This window comes from Herbaspirillum sp. BH-1 (genome assembly GCF_002870055.1).
GTDB classification, from domain to species: Bacteria; Pseudomonadota; Gammaproteobacteria; order Burkholderiales; family Burkholderiaceae_D; genus Herbaspirillum; species Herbaspirillum frisingense.
This window is the reverse complement of sequence record NZ_PKOI01000019.1, coordinates 1-15,541: the sequence shown is the minus strand read 5'-3', so window position 1 is coordinate 15,541 and position 15,541 is coordinate 1. Positions and strand designations below refer to the sequence as shown.

Sequence of the window (15,541 nt, the reverse complement as noted above, 5' to 3'; positions counted from 1 at the left end):
AGCGGAGACCATCATCCATGCTGCAAGTCAATGAACTGAACCAGTATTACGGCGCGGCGCATACGCTGCGCGGTGTCTCGCTCGATGTGCAGAAGGGCCGCGTGCTCTCGCTGCTGGGCCGCAACGGCGTGGGCAAGACCACGCTGCTGAAATGCTTGATGGGGGTGCTGCCGGTGGCCCGTGGCAACGTCATGTTCGAAGGCCACGACATCACCAAACTGAAGCCCCACCAGCGCGCCCGGCTGGGCATCGCCTACGTGCCGCAGGGGCGCGAGATCTTCGCGCGCCTGACGGTGGAAGAGAACATGCTCATGGGCATGGCCACGCTGTCGGGTCGTCGTGCCTCCAGCATCAAGGGCGAGGTCTATGAACTCTTCCCGGTACTGAAGGAAATGCTGCACCGTCGCGGGGGTGACCTCTCCGGCGGTCAGCAGCAACAGCTGGCAATTGCCCGGGCGCTGCTGGCCGAGCCCAAGCTGATCATCCTGGATGAGCCGACCGAAGGCATCCAGCCCTCCATCATCAAGGATATCGGGCGCGTCATCAGCCTGCTGCGCCAGCGCGGCGATATCGGCATCCTGCTGTGCGAGCAGTATTTCGACTTCGCCCGCGAGCTGGCCGATACCTTCGTGGTCATGTCGCGTGGCGAGGTGGTCGCGGCCGGTACGCAGGACCAGATGGATGGCGAGGATGTGAGGAAGCATCTGGCGGTCTGAGGTATCTGAGGAGCCCAGTCCAACAGATACCGTTCGGACTGAGTAGCCGCAAAGCGGCGTATCGAAGGCGCGCCCGCGTCGACAGGCAGCTAAGCGCCTTCGATACGACCCTGCAGGTCTACTCAGTCCGAACGGAGAGCGATGCACGAGACGAAGCTGCGCATTTGCGGCGGGTCTGCTATAAAGTCGCATGTTCGCGGCCGGCAGACCCGGCGCACGCTGCCCACCACGCAATGAAGAACCAGGTATGAAACGACTCCCCGGCCATCCGGAACCCGCCAGCATGCCGGCCCCTGCGACCCCGGGCGCGCCCCTGCGGCATGCGCCGGACCAGGCACGCCTGACGCTGGGCTTTGCCGACGATGGCGGCACCACGCGCCTGCTGCGACGCCAGCACTTCGGCCCCTTGCGCGTGCAGAAACCGCTCTACCCCGAAGACCCTTCCATCTGCCATGCCATCATCGTCCATCCCCCGGGCGGGATCGTGGGCGGCGACCAGCTCTCCATCACGGCCGAGGTGGGCGAACGCGCCCATGCCCTGCTGACCACGCCGGGTGCCGGCAAATGGTATCGCGCCAACGGCCAGCATTCGCGCCAGGTGGTGCGCCTGGACGCCGGCGCAGGTGCAAAGCTGGAATGGTTGCCGCAGGAAACCATCTTCTTCGATGGCGCCGATGTGCGCATGGAACACGAGGTGACCCTGGCGGCCGACGCCGCTTACCTGGGTGCGGAGATTCTCTGCTTTGGTCGCACCGCCTCCGGCGAAACCTTCACCACCGGCGCAGTGAGCCAGCGCACCAGCATCCGCCGTGGCGGCAAGCTGGTCTGGTTCGAGCAAGGCCGCCTGCAGGCTGAGGCGGGTGCCATGCAGGGGCCGCTGGCGCTGGACGGACAGACCATCTGCGGTACGCTCATCGCCGTGGGTGATGGCATGGATGCCGCCCTGCTGGGCCGCCTGCGCGAGACCATCGGCGCGCTGCAACTGGAAGGGCGCAGCGGCGCCACCCTGATGAAGCAGGTGCTGATCGCCCGCTACATGGGCCAATCCAGCCTGGTGGCGCGACAATGGCTGCATACGGCCTGGCAGGTGCTGAGGCCTGCAGTCACCGGCAGGGAAGCGGCGATCCCCCGTATCTGGAATACCTGAGCTGCATCGTAGAAACTGCATCAAGCAACGAGCAAAGTCATAGAAACTGAAGGCCGCCAGCCGGCCGGGAGCCAACATGGAACTGACACCAAGAGAAAAAGACAAGCTGTTGATCTTCACCGCCGCGCTGCTGGCCGAACGCCGCAAGGCGCGTGGCCTGAAGCTCAACTATCCGGAAGCGGTGGCCCTGATCACCGCCGCCATCATGGAAGGCGCACGCGACGGCAAGACCGTGGCCGAGCTGATGTCCGAGGGCACCACCATCCTGAGCCGCAACGATGTGATGGAAGGCGTGCCGGAGATGATCCCCGACATCCAGGTCGAAGCCACCTTCCCCGACGGCAGCAAGCTGGTCACCGTCCACCATCCGATTCCTTGAGGAGCGCGTCATGATTCCAGGCGAAATGCTGGTCGAACCCGGCGACATCGAACTCAATACCGGCCGTGCCACGGCCACCGTGACGGTGGCCAACAGCGGCGACCGGCCGATCCAGGTGGGTTCCCACTTCCATTTCTACGAGACCAATCCGGCGCTGCGCTTCGAGCGCTCCGTGGCCTATGGCATGCGCCTGAACATCGCCGCCGGCACGGCAGTGCGCTTCGAGCCGGGCCAGGAACGCACGGTGGAACTGGTGGCGCTGGCGGGGGACCGCCGCGTCTATGGTTTCAATGCACTGGTGATGGGCAAGCTGAAAGCCAATGTCGGCACGGAGAAGAAGGGACAGACCAAATGAGCAAGATTTCCCGCTCGGCCTATGCCGAGATGTTCGGCCCCACCGTCGGCGACCGCGTGCGCCTGGCCGATACCGCACTGTTCCTCGAAGTCGAGAAGGACTATACGATCTATGGCGAGGAAGTGAAATTCGGCGGCGGGAAGGTGATCCGCGATGGCATGGGGCAGTCGCAGCGCGCCCACGCCGACGTGATGGATACCGTCATCACCAATGCGCTGATCGTGGATCACTGGGGCATCGTCAAGGCTGACATCGGCATCAAGTCGGGCAAGATCGCCGGCATCGGCAAGGCCGGCAATCCGGACATCCAGCCCGGTGTGACCATGGCCATCGGCGGCGCGACCGAGATCATTGCGGGCGAAGGCATGATCGTCACCGCCGGCGGCATCGACAGCCACATCCACTTCATCTGTCCGCAGCAGATCGAGGAGGCGCTAATGAGCGGCGTGACCACCATGCTGGGTGGCGGCACCGGTCCGGCCGTGGGCACGGCGGCGACCACCTGCACGCCCGGCCCCTGGCACATCCATTCGATGCTGGCGGCGGCCGATGCCTTCCCGATGAACCTGGGCTTCCTCGGCAAGGGTAATGTCAGCCTGCCGCTGCCGCTGGAAGAACAGATCCGCGCCGGTGCCATCGGCCTGAAGCTGCACGAGGACTGGGGCTCCACGCCGGCCGCCATCGACAACTGTCTGACGGTGGCCGATCGCATGGACATCCAGGTGGCCATCCACACCGATACCCTGAACGAAGGCGGCTTCCTGGAGCACACCCTGGCGGCCTTCAAGGACCGTACCATCCACACCTTCCACACGGAAGGCGCAGGGGGTGGTCACGCACCGGACATCATTGCGGCCGTGGGCGAGGGCAACGTGCTGCCGTCCTCCACCAACCCGACGCGCCCGTTCACGGTCAATACGCTGGACGAGCACCTGGACATGCTGATGGTCTGCCATCACCTGGACCCGGCCATTGCCGAGGATATCGCCTTCGCCGAATCGCGCATCCGCCGCGAGACGATTGCGGCCGAGGATATCCTGCATGACCTCGGCGCGATTTCGATGATGTCCTCCGACTCGCAGGCCATGGGCCGCGTGGGCGAGGTGATCCTGCGCACCTGGCAGACCGCGCACAAGATGAAGGTGCAGCGCGGTTCGCTGAAAGAAGATACGTCCCGCAACGACAACTTCCGCATCAAGCGCTACATCGCCAAATACACCATCAACCCGGCCATCACCCACGGCATCTCGCACGTGGTGGGGTCGCTGGAGGTGGGCAAGATCGCCGACATCGTGCTGTGGAAGCCAGCCTTCTTCGGTGCCAAGCCCTCGATGATCCTGAAGAGCGGCATGATCGCGGCAGCCCAGATGGGTGACCCGAATGCCTCCATCCCAACGCCGCAACCGGTGCATTACCGCATGATGTTCGGCGCCTATGGCGGTGGCTTGAAGACGTCCATGACCTTCGTTTCGCAGGCTGCCTTCGACGCCGGTATCGGCGAGCAACTGAAGCTCAACAAGCCGGTGGTGGCGGTGAAGAACATGCGCAACCTGCGCAAGCGCGACATGATCCACAACGGTGCCACACCGAAGATGGAAGTCGATTCCGAGACCTATGAAGTGCGCGCCGATGGCGAGCTGCTGGTGTGCGAGCCGGCGGTGTCGCTGCCGCTGGCGCAGCGTTATTTCCTGTTCTGATTTCCTTAGAATTTTTCATGCTGACTCTCAATACCAAGATAGACCAGGCCGCGCAGATCGACGGTGAACTGGAACTGCCCTACGACCAGCGCGAGAAGAGCCGCCTGCGCGCCACGCTGCGCTCGGGCGAGGATGTGGCGGTGTTCACCGTGCGCGGTACCGTGCTGCGCGATGGCGACCTGCTGCGCGGCGACGATGGCCGCGTAGTGAAGATCATCGCCAAGGCCGAGGCCACCTACCGGGTCGATGCGGCCGACGCGCACCTGCTGCTGCGCTGCGCCTTCCACCTCGGCAATCGTCACACCCAGGCGCATATCGGCCATGCGGGGGGCGTGGGCTTCCTGCGCATCCGCAAGGACCCGGTGCTCAAGGAAATGCTGGAAGGTCTGGGCGCGCGCGTGTCGGAAGAAGCCGCCGCCTTCGAACCGGAAGCCGGGGCCTATGGCGGTGGTCATCACCATCACGGTGACGACCATCATCACAATCCGCTGGCGCCGATCCCGCTGCGCCAGAAGATCCACCGGCCCAGCGACAAGAAGGACGAGGGCTGATCCATGCAAGCCAGCGCCTTGCTGCATCTGCTGCAACTGAGCAGCCCGTCCCTGCCGATCGGCGCCTACAGCTATTCGCAAGGGCTGGAGGCGGCCATCGAGAACGGGCGGGTCAACAGCGAAGCGGCGGCACGCGACTGGATCGGCCATGCGCTGCATGAGGTGGTGGCGCGCTTCGAGGCGCCTATCTTTGCGCGACTGGTGGCGGCCTTTGAATCTCGCGATGCCGAGGCGGTCACGCGCTGGACCGAGCGCTTCGTGGCGGCGCGCGATACCTCGGAGTTCCGCGCCGAGACCATCCAGATGGGTTATTCGCTGGGCAAGCTGGTCGCCGACCTGAAGCTGGGCGACGCCGAGCTGCTGGCGCTGTTGCAGGCACAGCCGGAAGTGCCGCTGCCCACCGCGCTGGCCTATGCCACGGTGGCGCTGCAGGTGCCACGGGAGGCGGCGGTGCTGGGCATGCTCTTCGCCTGGGCCGAGAATCAGGTGCTGGCCTGCGTGAAGACGGTGCCGCTGGGGCAGGTGGCAGGGCAGCGCATCTTGCTGTCGCTGCAGCCGGAGCTGGAGAGGGCGGCGGCGACGGCGCTGACGCTGGACGATGATGATCTGTGCAACTGGGCGCCGGGACTGTCGCTGCTGTCGATGCAGCATGAGGTGCAGTACAGCCGCATCTATCGCTCCTGATCATTTATATCATTAACGTAGCTACACGAACCAAGAGACAACCATGAGCAATTCCACTTCCAATCCGCTGCGCGTGGGCATCGGCGGCCCGGTCGGTTCCGGCAAGACGGCGCTGTGCGAAATGCTGTGCAAGCGCATGCGCGACCATTACGACATGGCCGTCATCACCAATGACATCTATACCAAGGAAGACATGGAGATCCTGCTGCGCGCCGATGCGCTGCCGGCCGATCGCCTGATGGGGGTGGAGACCGGCGGCTGCCCGCACACGGCCATCCGCGAGGACGCCTCGATCAACCTGGAGGCGATCGCCCGCATGAGCGCCGACTTCCCCGACCTGGACCTGATCCTGGTGGAGTCCGGTGGCGACAACCTGGCGGCCACCTTCAGCCCGGAATTGTCGGACCTGACCATCTACGTGATCGACGTGGCCGGTGGCGAGAAGATTCCGCGCAAGGGCGGCCCCGGCATCACCCGCTCCGACCTGCTGATCATCAACAAGACCGACCTGGCGCCCTATGTGGGCGCAAATCTGGATATCATGGCGGCCGATGCCAAGCGCATGCGTGGCGAACGCCCCTTCGTGTTCACCAACCTGCGCAGTGGCGATGGGGTGGAGAAGGTGATCGAGTACATCCGCAAGCAGGGCTTGCTGGACCAGAAGCCAGTTCAATGAACGCGGCTTGAATCAATGACTGCCGTTCGGACTGAGTAGGCCCGACAGGGCCGTATCGAAGACGTCACGACCGAGCGCCTTCGATACGCGGCAGAGCCGCTACTCAGTCCGAACGGAAAGCGCATCGTATCGACTGTCCGACGCTGCCCCTACAACTTAGACCCGCCTGTCATTTTTTGCAGAATCTGCCCAAGGAGAAATCATGTTTACTGTCTCGACCAAGACCCGCGCCCGCCTGGGCGTGCTGGCCGTCACCGCACTGGCGGCCGGCTCCGCGCTGGCCCACCCGGGCCATCCCGGTTCGACCATGGATGCCACGGCCAGCATGGCCGCCGGCTTCGCCCACCCGTTCTCGGGCGTGGATCACCTGCTGGCCATGCTGGCCGTGGGCCTGTGGGCGGCACAAAGCAAGCAGCGCGCCCTGTGGGTGCTGCCGCTGGCCTTCCCGCTGATGATGGTAGTGGGCGCGTTGCTGGCCTTCACTGGCCTGCAGGTGCCGGCCGTGGAAACGGGGATCGCCGCGTCGGTGGCGGTGCTGGGTCTGCTGATCGCGTTTGCGGTGCGCATGCCGCTGTGGGGCAGCACGCTGGTGGTATCGCTGTTTGCCATGTTCCATGGCTATGCGCATGGTGCAGAGCTGCCGCACGGTAGCTCGGCCGCCCTGTATGGCGCCGGCTTCATTGCCGCGACCGCGTTGCTGCATGCGGCCGGTCTGGGTATCGGCCTGGTGGCCGGCCAGAAGATGGCCGACCGCGTGGTGCGCATCGGCGGCGTGGGTATCGCCGCCGTGGGTGCCTATCTGCTGGCTGCCTGAAGCGATTGTTCTACCTCCGGCTGGCCGCCGCGCGCGGCCAGCCAGGCGTCCAGCACGGCCTCGCTGCCCTTGGGGAAATGCAGGCCGAGCTTGGAACGCCGCCACAGGATGTCGGCCGCGCTGGTGGCCCATTCGTGGCGCAACAGATAGTCCACCTCGGCGGCGTAGAGTCCGCCCAGAATCTCTTCTCCCATCTCTTCCAAGGTCTTCTTTCCTTCCAGCAGCCCATGCGTGCGGCTGCCGTAGGCGCGCGCGTATCGCTGCAACAGTGATGCCGGCAGCCAGTGGTACTGCTGCTGCAGACTTGAAACGTATTGATCGAACTCGCGCACAGAACGGTTGGCCGGCTTCGTGCCGAACAGGTCGCCACCCGGCAGGCAGCCGCCCTCGGTCCAGGCGCCGCGCTGGTTGCCCAGTGTGGGGGCGATCATGTCCACCGCCTCCTCGGCCAGCTTGCGGAAGGTGGTGATCTTGCCGCCGAAGACGGAGAGCAGCGGGGCGCCCTGGGTGTTCAGGTCGAGCTGGTAGTCGCGGGTGACGGCCGAGGCGTCGGCGGCGGCATCCTCCAGCAATGGACGCACGCCCGAGTAGGACCAGACCACGTCGGCCGGGGTAATGGGCTGGTCGAAATAGCGATTGGCGAGCTGGCACAGGTAGCCGATCTCGTCCTCGGAAATGGCAACATTTTCCACGTTGCCCTTGTATTCGATATCGGTGGTGCCGATCAGGGTGAAGTCGCGTTCGTAGGGGATGGCGAAGACGATGCGGCCATCCGGGTTCTGGAAGATGTAGGCGTGATCATGGTCAAACAGGCGCTTGACCACGATGTGACTGCCTTTGACCAGACGTACCGATTTGCTGGAGTGCACGTGGGCTGCGTCGCCCAGGAACTGGGCCACCCAGGGACCGGCGGCGTTGACCACGCAGCGTGCGCGCACCTGCATGGCATGACCATCGGCGCGCCGCAGCACGGCTTGCCAGCCCTGTTCCTGGCGGCTCAGGGATTCACACCGGGTGCGGGTCATGATGTGGGCGCCTTTTTCGGCGGCGTCCATGGCGTTCAATACCACCAGGCGCGCGTCATCCACCCAGCCATCGGAATAGACGAAACCGCGGGTGAACTGCGACTTCAGGGGCGCACCCGAGGGGTGACGGCGCAGGTCCAGCGCACGCGAGCCGGGCAACAGTTCGCGCCGGGCCAGGTGGTCGTAGAGGAACATGCCCAGGCGGATCAGCCAGGCCGGGCGCTGGCCCTGGTCGTGCGGCATGACGAAACGCAACGGCCACATGATGTGGGGGGCGCTGCGCAGGAGCACTTCGCGTTCGATCAGGGCCTTGCGCACCAGGCCGAACTCGTAGTGCTCCAGGTAGCGCAGACCGCCGTGTATCAGTTTGCTGGAGGACGACGAGGTGTGCTGCGCCAGGTCGTGCTGCTCGCACAGCGCCACCGAGAGGCCGCGTCCGGCGGCGTCACGGGCGATGCCGGCGCCGTTGATGCCGCCGCCGACCACCAGCAGGTCGTATTGCGGGGGATAGGTGATGCCTTCGGTGCCACGTGCTTTCATGCAGGCCTCGCTTCAGGATTAGAGAATGCGCTTGCGGATCTGGGTCACCACCACTTCGGTGACGATCACGATGGCGAAGATGGAGACCAGCACGGTGGCCACGCGCGGCCACTGGAACAAGTTCAGGGCGGTGTCCAGCACCATGCCCACGCCACCGGCGCCGACGATGCCCAGCACGGCCGATTCACGCACGTTGATATCCCAGCGCAGCAGCACGATGGACATGAAGGCGGGCTTCAGCTGTGGCCAGTAGCCGTACCAGATTTCGGAGAACTTGCTGGCACCTGAGGCCTGCAGGGCTTCGATGGGACCACGCGGCATCTGCTCGATGGTTTCGCCAGCCATCTTGCCGACGAAGCCGATGGAGCGGAAGGCGATGGCCAGGGTGCCCGCCAGCGGGCCGGGTCCGAAGATGGCCAGGAACAGCAGCGCCCAGACCAGCGAATTGACCGAGCGGCTGGCCACCAGCACGATGCGGGCGAACAGGTTCAAGGCACGGTTGCGGGTCAGATTGGGCGCGACCAGCAGACCGAAGGGAATGGCCAGGACAATGGAGAGCAGGGTGCCGAGGGTGGCGATGTGCAGGGTCTCGATCAGGCCGGCCTTCACGTCCGTGCCGAAGTATTCCCAGTCGACGGGCCACATGCGGGAGAGCATGTCGCTCATCTGTTCCGGTGCATCGTAGAGGAACTCGGGGATGATTTCGATATAGCGCAGCGACTGCACCACGGCCAGCGCGATGACCAGCCACACCGTGAAGCGCAGCACGCGCTGCAGCGGCGTGTGACGCTGCCATTCGCGCTCGGCCGGAGTGAGTGCGGCCGGGGGACGGGAGAGGACGGTATCAGACATTGAAGACCTTCTTGACCGAGTTCGCCAGCAGTTCGCCGACGACGATGATGGTGATGATGGTGACCAGGATGGTGAGCACGAAGTCGTAGTCGAAGCGCTGGAAGGCGGAGAACAGCACGCCGCCCACGCCACCGGCGCCGACGATGCCGACCATGGTGGAGTTGCGCAGGTTGGAATCGAGCTGGTAGGTGGAGAAACCGACGAAGCGCGACATCACCTGCGGCAGGACGCCGAACAGGATCACGTTCATGAACGAGGCACCGGTGGCGCGGATGGCTTCGACCTGCTTGATGGAAATCTCTTCGATGGCTTCGGCGAAGAGCTTGCCGATGAAACCGATGGACGCCACGATCAACGCCAGCACGCCGGCCAGGGCACCAAAACCGACCGCCTTGACGAACAGGATGGCCACGATCACCGGATGCAGCGAACGGCAGACCGACACCAGTGCGCGTGCGGGCCAGGAGATCCATGCCGGCATCAGGTTGCGTGCCCCCATGAGGCCGATGGGCAGCGACAGCAGGATACCGAAGAGCGAGGCCAGCACGGCGATCTGCAGGGTTTCCTTGATGCCGCCCCAGAGGATGTCGCCCTTGGACAGGTCAGGCGGGAACATGCGGCCGAGGAACTTGGCGCCGTTGCCGAGACCCGAGGAGAAGCGCTCCCAGGAGAATCCCAATTGGGTGGCGGCGTAGATCGCGTAGAGGGCGATCAGCCAGATCACCACGCGGGTGACCAGCTGCGGCTTGAAGGCCAGGCTCACGCGGGCACCGGCGTTCTGTGGGGTGGGGGGAGTTGCGGTTGTCATGCCAGCCAGTCCTCGCCACCGTAGATCTGCTTGAGGAAGTCATCCGACAGGTTCTCGGCATTGCCGTCATAGATCACGTGGCCGCCGGACATGCCGATGATGCGGTCGGCGTAGCGCTTGGCCAGTTCGACATCATGGATGTTGACGATGACGGGGATCTTCTGGGCGCGACCTTGTTCCTTCAACAGCGAGATGATCTCGAAGGAGGTCTTGGGGTCCAGCGAGGAGGTCGGCTCGTCGGCCAGCAGCAGGCGCGGGCGCTGCATCAGGGCGCGGGCGATGCCCACGCGCTGGCGCTGACCACCCGAAAGCGCATCGGCGCGCTGGTTGGCGAAATTACCCAGGCCGACGGTGTCCAGCAGCTCGAAGGCGTGGGCGATGTCTTCCTTGCTGAAGTTGCGGCGCCAGGCGGTGAAGGCGTTGACGTAGCCCAGGCGTCCGCAGAGGAGGTTTTCCATCACCGACAGGCGCTCGACCAGGTTGTATTCCTGGAACACCATGCCGATGTGACGGCGCTGCTCGCGCAGGGCGCGACCGCGCAGCTCGGCCAGGTTCACGCGCTTGCCTTCGCCTTCGAACCAGATCGCGCCGCGGCTGGGGTCCACCAGGCGGTTGATGCAGCGGATCAGGGTCGACTTGCCGGTGCCGGAAGGGCCGATGATGGCGACCAGGCCGGCATCGCCGATCTTCAGGTCGATGCCCTTGAGGATGGGATGGCCGGGCTTGTATTCCTTGACCAGGCCCTGGATTTCGATGGCGTGTGACATGGGAGGCGCTTTCTCTGGTGATGCGCGGCCATTCGCGGGATGCGAGGGGCCGCAGCCCGTGCGGTGGGCACGGGCCGTGTTGCTTGGTTCGGTGTAGGACGGGTACTGCGGCACCCGGGCCAGGACGGCCACGGGTGGGAGACTCAGGCCACGTGCTTACTTCTTGCCGGCGTTCTGCTTGTCGTAGGCGGCGCGGTTGAAGGATTCACCTGCGGAATGGGCGACGAAGCGCACCATTTCGAAGTCCTTCTTGTAGTTGATCGGGTAGAAGCGATCGGAACCGGCGAAGGCCTTCTTCAGCTCATCGGTGAAGCGGTAGTCGTAGAAGCACTTGAGCATCTTGTCGCGGAAGTTCGGCTCCAGGTCATGCGCATAGGCGAAGTCCTGGGTCGGGAATTTCTCGCTGTGCCAGATGACGCGGAAGTTCTCGGCCTTGATCACGCCGCGCTCGACCATGCGGTCGAAGACGTCGGAGGCGATGGCGGCGGCATCGTAGTCACCCGAGTTCACGCCCAGGATGGACTGGTCGTGTTTGCCGGAGAAGATGACCTTGTAGTCCTTGTCCGGGGTCACGCCCAGCTTGGGGAACAGGGCCATCGGCGCCATGTGGCCGGAGTTGGAGGAGGGTGCGGTGTGCGCGACCTTCTTGCCCTTCAGATCGGTCATCTTCTGGATGGGGCTGTCCTTGCGCACGATCACGTTCAGGGTATAGCCCTGGTAGCCCTTGGCGTCGCCGATGACAGCGAACGGCACGGCGCCGGCGATGTTGACGGCGAAGTTGGTGGGGCCGGGCGAGAAGCCGCCGACGTGCAGGCGACCGGAGCGCATGGCTTCGATTTCAGCGGCATTGGACTGGACCTGGAAGAACACCACCTTCTTGGCGGTGCACTGCGACAGGTAGTCGGTGAAGGGCTTGAAGATCTTGTCGTAGACGGCCGGGTCTTCCACCGGGGTGAAGGTGAAGACCAGGGTATTGGGGTTCTTCAGCTTCTTGGGATCGGTGGGGGTGTCGGCCGTGAGATCGTTATTGGCGTCGCAGTATTGCTGGTCGAGGTCACCGCGGTTGGTGCAGGTGTCCTGGGCGAAGGCGATGGCCGGTGCGGCCAGGGCGAGTGCCAACAGGGTCTTGATCAGACGCTGGGTCATGCTGTCTCCTAGAGATGGTTTTGGTCTTGGTGCCGGTCGCGACGGCTGACAAAATCAGGTGCTGGCCGGCGATGTGCGGGAGTGTAGGCGAGGGGCGCGGCTTTTACTACTGTGGCACCTAGCCAAAACGAGGGTTTCCTTGCAGCTGCCTTTCCGGTGGCTTTCAATCTGCTTTCAAAGCGCATCCGCACAGGGCTCGCGCTGGGGGAGGTTTGGCGGTATAAAGGCGGCTTACCAACGATAACGATATGGGACATCATGCATATCCTGCTGGTGGAGGACGACATCGACATGTCGCGTGCGCTGCTCAGGGCGCTGGAGCGACGGGGTTTTCAGGTCACGCATTGCGGCGACGGCATCAGTGCGTTGTCGCACATCAAGGATGGGGTCGGCGACCTGGTGGTACTGGACCTCAACATTCCCGGGCTGGACGGCCTGCACCTGCTGCAACGGATCCGCTCGCAGGATATCGGCACGCCGGTGATCGTGCTGACCGCGCGCGGCGCGGTGGGCGATCGCGTGGTAGGTCTGAACGCGGGCGCTGACGACTACCTGGCCAAGCCCTTCGACCTCGATGAACTGGATGCGCGCATCCGCGCCTTGCTGCGTCGTCGTACCAATGCCGATGACGGTGTACAGCGTTGCGGGCGCCTGCGCTTCGATCGAGGTTCCGGCGCCTTCTATTGCGGTGATGATCCGCTGGAATTGACGCCGCGCGAGCATACGCTGCTCAAGGCGCTGATCGCCAAGCCGGGGCATGCGGTGACCAAGGAGAAGCTGTTCCGGCTGGTATTCCCGATGGAAGAGAATACGCAACTGGAGGCCATCGAAGTGGTGGTGCATCGGGTGCGCAAGAAGCTCATGGAGACCGGTGCGGAAATCATGACCTTGCGCGGCCTGGGTTATCTGTTGCGCGACAGGCAGCAGCAGGGCGGCGGGGACTGAGGACGTGGCGCATCTGTTTTCGCGGCGCCGCTCGGTGCGCGCCTATCTGCTGGCATGGATCATCTCGCCGATTGCGCTGTTCATCATCATCGATTCCTTTTCCCTGTATCGCAATACGCTGGAGTCGGTGAACACGGCCTATGACCGCATGCTGATCGCCTCCGTACATTCCATCGGTGATCTGCTGCGTATCGAGAATGGCGAGCTGAAGGCCTCGCTACCCTATGCGGCGCTGGAAATCTACGAGGCGGATTATTCGAGCCGGATGATCTATCGCATCAATGACCTGGAAGGAAAGTTCTTCGACGGCGATGCCGACTTGCCATCCTATAAGGGCAAGGCGGACAAGGAGGCCATCTATCCCGCGCTGGCGCATATCTACGAAGACAATTACAACGGCGTCCCGGTGCGGGTGGCCGCACTGTTCCAGCCGGTGGTGACCAATGACCCGCGTGGTGCGGCGCTGGTGCAGGTGGCGGAGACGATGGAGAACCGCAGTGCATTGGCCCGCAAGATCTTCTGGGAAACGCTGATCCGACAGGCGGCCTTGCTGGTGGTGATCGTGTCGGTGACCTTGTATGTGGTGCGGCGTGCCTTGCAACCTGTGGATGCCTTGCGCCGCCAGCTGGATGAACGGCCGGCAGACGATCTGTCTCCGGTGGCGCCGCCGATGGCGCCGCGTGAGCTGCAACCCTTCATCAATGCACTGAACCAGTTGATGGCGCGCTTGCGGCGCCTCCTGGATCACCAGCAACGCTTTGTGGCCAATGCATCGCACCAGTTGCGTACTCCGCTGGCGGTATTGAAGACGCAGTTGCAGTCGGGCTTGCGCGGGGATGCGCCGGCGCAGGAGATCCTGCAGGAGATGTCGGGAACGGTGGAGCGGGCGACCACCCTGGCCAATCAGTTGCTGTCGTTGGCCAAGGTCGAGCAGATACGGGGACGGGGTGCACAGGAGGTGTGTGATCTGGGCATGCTGGCGCGTGAGACGGCAGTGGACCTGTCGCCGTTGATTGCGGAGAAGGACCTGGACTTTGAACTGGAAGCCGAGAAGATACTGGTGATGGGGCATCCGTGGATGATCGGCGAGCTGATCTCCAATCTCTTGCACAACGCCATACGGCATACGCCGGTGCGGGGACGGTTGGGGATTCGCATCAGCGCGAGGAACGAGGTGGCGGAGTTGCTGATCTGGGATAGCGGGGAGGGTATCGACGCACCGGCCATGGAAAATGTCTTCAAGGCGTTTTCCTCGAATGGATCTTCTTCAGGTGGACTGGGACTGACGATCTGCGGTGAGATCGTGGACTCGATGCAGGCGACCATCAGCTTGCGCAATCGGATGGGCGGCGGTGTTCAGGTGGAGGGACTGGATGCGGTGGTGCATTTCAGGGCGGTGACTGGCTGAGTTTGAAAGGGCTGTGGAAAACTTAGATTTTTCCCGGCGCTGGAATGCAGGATGCTCTGGTTGCAGGTCGTTGTCGGAGATGCTGTGTATAAGTATTTCTCTTGCCTGGATTCTTGTTCCTGTTGTGGACATCTTGGCTGGAAGCCAAGCTGGCGGCGGACTTGTGGATAGATCAGCGTGATACTGTTGATCTGCTTATGCGTGTGAATTGTTAGAGATGCCGGCCATGCCGGCATTTTTATTGTCTCGCGAAATTACGAGCCTGATCTGCGGGTATTAGTAATGTCGGTGCTGTGGTCGTATAGGAAGACTATGCGAGGGTAATTTTATTTTTGCTTGTGCATACGATGATCGCGCGGGTGTGCCGGATCGTTCTGGCTGTGGATAAGACATTGACGCAGGTGCAGCGGACGAGATGCTCGTCAACAATCACTGTGTATAAGTCTGATCGACTACCTTGGCTCTGGTTGTTGTGAACTGTGGAATAGTTCAGCAGGAAGTCGCGTCGGTGGGGTGATGCGACGGGAAGCAAGCTTGGCTGCATGCCGATAACGGTGAGGATTGGGACACCGCCAAGGAGTGTTGGCGGTGCTATCCCCAGTGCTTGTGGATGATATTTTGTCCCGCGCACGCGCAGTGTGCCGCAGTGGGTAGGGCACTACTAACGCAGAAGCATGGCCTCTACGGCGCAACGCCAGCTGATCAGAAGGCTGCCGGTGGAGTGACCGCCTTGCCAGCTCTGCTATCCGGGTCACTTGAACCCAAGTTGAGGTCAGCCTGATGAGAGCAGGAGCGCGATGGTAATCAGCGCGGGCCTGTTGAGTTGTATGCGGCCAGATGGGATGGGTGCGTATTTTCGCCGCCCCAAAGCAAAAACCCTCGCTACTTACGTAACGAGGGTTCCTGGGAGTAACAAGCCTGACGATGACCTACTTTCACACTGGTTGCAGCACTATCATCGGCGCGAAGTCGTTTCACGGTCCTGTTCGGGATGGGAAGGGGTGGTACCAACTTGCTATAGTCATCAGGCA

16 protein-coding genes and 1 rRNA gene are annotated in these 15,541 nt (G+C 63.3%); 11 read left to right on the top strand and 6 right to left on the bottom strand.

What is annotated here, in order from left to right; translation table 11 throughout:
- The first annotated feature begins 17 nt into the window (after positions 1 to 17).
- From urtE to HBH1_RS20295, 9 genes are all read left to right on the top strand, one after another.
- Positions 18 to 716, top strand: coding sequence for an urea ABC transporter ATP-binding subunit UrtE (gene urtE / locus HBH1_RS20335; protein ID WP_102664130.1), 699 nt, complete (start codon positions 18 to 20; stop codon positions 714 to 716).
- A 247-nt stretch (positions 717 to 963) separates the two neighbouring features.
- The gene (locus HBH1_RS20330; RefSeq protein WP_369878633.1) at positions 964 to 1,863 is read left to right on the top strand and encodes an urease accessory protein UreD; all 900 of its coding nucleotides are present in this window, start codon (positions 964 to 966) and stop codon (positions 1,861 to 1,863) included.
- A 76-nt stretch (positions 1,864 to 1,939) separates the two neighbouring features.
- Entirely contained in the window at positions 1,940 to 2,242 is a 303-nt protein-coding gene (locus HBH1_RS20325; protein WP_102664129.1) for an urease subunit gamma, read from the top strand.
- A 10-nt stretch (positions 2,243 to 2,252) separates the two neighbouring features.
- On the top strand, positions 2,253 to 2,597 hold the full coding sequence (locus tag HBH1_RS20320; protein WP_102664128.1) for an urease subunit beta: 345 nt from the start codon (positions 2,253 to 2,255) through the stop codon (positions 2,595 to 2,597).
- The gene (ureC, locus tag HBH1_RS20315; protein WP_102664127.1) at positions 2,594 to 4,294 is read left to right on the top strand and encodes an urease subunit alpha; all 1,701 of its coding nucleotides are present in this window, start codon (positions 2,594 to 2,596) and stop codon (positions 4,292 to 4,294) included. Before HBH1_RS20320 ends, ureC begins: the two co-directional genes overlap by 4 nt.
- A gap of 17 nt (positions 4,295 to 4,311) precedes the next feature.
- The gene (ureE, locus tag HBH1_RS20310) at positions 4,312 to 4,845 is read left to right on the top strand and encodes an urease accessory protein UreE (protein ID WP_102664126.1); all 534 of its coding nucleotides are present in this window, start codon (positions 4,312 to 4,314) and stop codon (positions 4,843 to 4,845) included.
- A 3-nt stretch (positions 4,846 to 4,848) separates the two neighbouring features.
- Complete coding sequence (locus HBH1_RS20305) at positions 4,849 to 5,529, top strand: urease accessory protein UreF (RefSeq protein WP_102664125.1); 681 nt, start codon at positions 4,849 to 4,851, stop codon at positions 5,527 to 5,529.
- Between the two features lie 43 nt (positions 5,530 to 5,572).
- Positions 5,573 to 6,205: an urease accessory protein UreG gene (ureG, locus tag HBH1_RS20300; protein WP_006464636.1), complete on the top strand. Its 633-nt coding sequence runs from the start codon at positions 5,573 to 5,575 to the stop codon at positions 6,203 to 6,205.
- A 202-nt stretch (positions 6,206 to 6,407) separates the two neighbouring features.
- Positions 6,408 to 7,019: a HupE/UreJ family protein gene (locus HBH1_RS20295; RefSeq protein WP_102664124.1), complete on the top strand. Its 612-nt coding sequence runs from the start codon at positions 6,408 to 6,410 to the stop codon at positions 7,017 to 7,019.
- Here the strand turns inward: HBH1_RS20295 and glpD are convergent.
- The 5 genes from glpD to phnD form a co-directional block, all read right to left on the bottom strand.
- A complete protein-coding gene (glpD, locus tag HBH1_RS20290; protein ID WP_102664123.1) occupies positions 7,001 to 8,584 on the bottom strand; it encodes a glycerol-3-phosphate dehydrogenase in 1,584 nt (527 codons plus the stop codon). The two genes, HBH1_RS20295 and glpD, sit on opposite strands and share 19 nt — an antisense overlap.
- 18 nt (positions 8,585 to 8,602) lie before the next feature.
- Complete coding sequence (gene phnE / locus HBH1_RS20285) at positions 8,603 to 9,436, bottom strand: phosphonate ABC transporter, permease protein PhnE (RefSeq protein WP_006464639.1); 834 nt, start codon at positions 9,434 to 9,436, stop codon at positions 8,603 to 8,605.
- Entirely contained in the window at positions 9,429 to 10,244 is an 816-nt protein-coding gene (gene phnE, locus HBH1_RS20280; RefSeq protein WP_006464640.1) for a phosphonate ABC transporter, permease protein PhnE, read from the bottom strand. Before phnE (HBH1_RS20280) ends, phnE (HBH1_RS20285) begins: the two co-directional genes overlap by 8 nt.
- Entirely contained in the window at positions 10,241 to 11,011 is a 771-nt protein-coding gene (gene phnC, locus HBH1_RS20275) for a phosphonate ABC transporter ATP-binding protein (RefSeq protein ID WP_006464641.1), read from the bottom strand. The genes phnE (HBH1_RS20280) and phnC overlap by 4 nt, the downstream gene beginning before the upstream one ends.
- A gap of 156 nt (positions 11,012 to 11,167) precedes the next feature.
- Positions 11,168 to 12,157, bottom strand: a complete 990-nt coding sequence (gene phnD, locus HBH1_RS20270) for a phosphate/phosphite/phosphonate ABC transporter substrate-binding protein (RefSeq protein WP_006464642.1) — start codon at positions 12,155 to 12,157, stop codon at positions 11,168 to 11,170.
- Between the two features lie 258 nt (positions 12,158 to 12,415).
- Between phnD and HBH1_RS20265 the strand changes: the two genes are divergently transcribed.
- Together HBH1_RS20265 and HBH1_RS20260 are read left to right on the top strand one after the other, a co-directional pair.
- Entirely contained in the window at positions 12,416 to 13,102 is a 687-nt protein-coding gene (locus HBH1_RS20265) for a response regulator transcription factor (RefSeq protein WP_006464643.1), read from the top strand.
- A gap of 4 nt (positions 13,103 to 13,106) precedes the next feature.
- A complete protein-coding gene (locus tag HBH1_RS20260; protein ID WP_102664122.1) occupies positions 13,107 to 14,510 on the top strand; it encodes a sensor histidine kinase in 1,404 nt (467 codons plus the stop codon).
- Positions 14,511 to 15,426: 916 nt separating this feature from the next.
- Here the strand turns inward: HBH1_RS20260 and rrf are convergent.
- Positions 15,427 to 15,539: ribosomal RNA gene (rrf, locus tag HBH1_RS20255) — 5S ribosomal RNA — on the bottom strand.
- Positions 15,540 to 15,541: the final 2 nt, after the last annotated feature.

Excerpts from the sequence above, each read along its gene's own strand:
- HBH1_RS20295 (WP_102664124.1), top strand. The coding sequence starts at position 6,408 with ATGTTTACTGTCTCGACCAAGACCCGCGCCCGCCTGGGCGTGCTGGCC.
- phnE (WP_006464639.1), bottom strand. The coding sequence starts at position 9,436 with ATGTCTGATACCGTCCTCTCCCGTCCCCCGGCCGCACTCACTCCGGCC.
- ureC (WP_102664127.1), top strand. The coding sequence starts at position 2,594 with ATGAGCAAGATTTCCCGCTCGGCCTATGCCGAGATGTTCGGCCCCACC.
- urtE (WP_102664130.1), top strand. The coding sequence starts at position 18 with ATGCTGCAAGTCAATGAACTGAACCAGTATTACGGCGCGGCGCATACG.
- HBH1_RS20330 (WP_369878633.1), top strand. The coding sequence starts at position 964 with ATGAAACGACTCCCCGGCCATCCGGAACCCGCCAGCATGCCGGCCCCT.
- HBH1_RS20325 (WP_102664129.1), top strand. The coding sequence starts at position 1,940 with ATGGAACTGACACCAAGAGAAAAAGACAAGCTGTTGATCTTCACCGCC.
- ureE (WP_102664126.1), top strand. The coding sequence starts at position 4,312 with ATGCTGACTCTCAATACCAAGATAGACCAGGCCGCGCAGATCGACGGT.
- ureG (WP_006464636.1), top strand. The coding sequence starts at position 5,573 with ATGAGCAATTCCACTTCCAATCCGCTGCGCGTGGGCATCGGCGGCCCG.
- HBH1_RS20305 (WP_102664125.1), top strand. The coding sequence starts at position 4,849 with ATGCAAGCCAGCGCCTTGCTGCATCTGCTGCAACTGAGCAGCCCGTCC.
- HBH1_RS20265 (WP_006464643.1), top strand. The coding sequence starts at position 12,416 with ATGCATATCCTGCTGGTGGAGGACGACATCGACATGTCGCGTGCGCTG.
- glpD (WP_102664123.1), bottom strand. The coding sequence starts at position 8,584 with ATGAAAGCACGTGGCACCGAAGGCATCACCTATCCCCCGCAATACGAC.
- phnD (WP_006464642.1), bottom strand. The coding sequence starts at position 12,157 with ATGACCCAGCGTCTGATCAAGACCCTGTTGGCACTCGCCCTGGCCGCA.
- phnE (WP_006464640.1), bottom strand. The coding sequence starts at position 10,244 with ATGACAACCGCAACTCCCCCCACCCCACAGAACGCCGGTGCCCGCGTG.
- HBH1_RS20320 (WP_102664128.1), top strand. The coding sequence starts at position 2,253 with ATGATTCCAGGCGAAATGCTGGTCGAACCCGGCGACATCGAACTCAAT.
- phnC (WP_006464641.1), bottom strand. The coding sequence starts at position 11,011 with ATGTCACACGCCATCGAAATCCAGGGCCTGGTCAAGGAATACAAGCCC.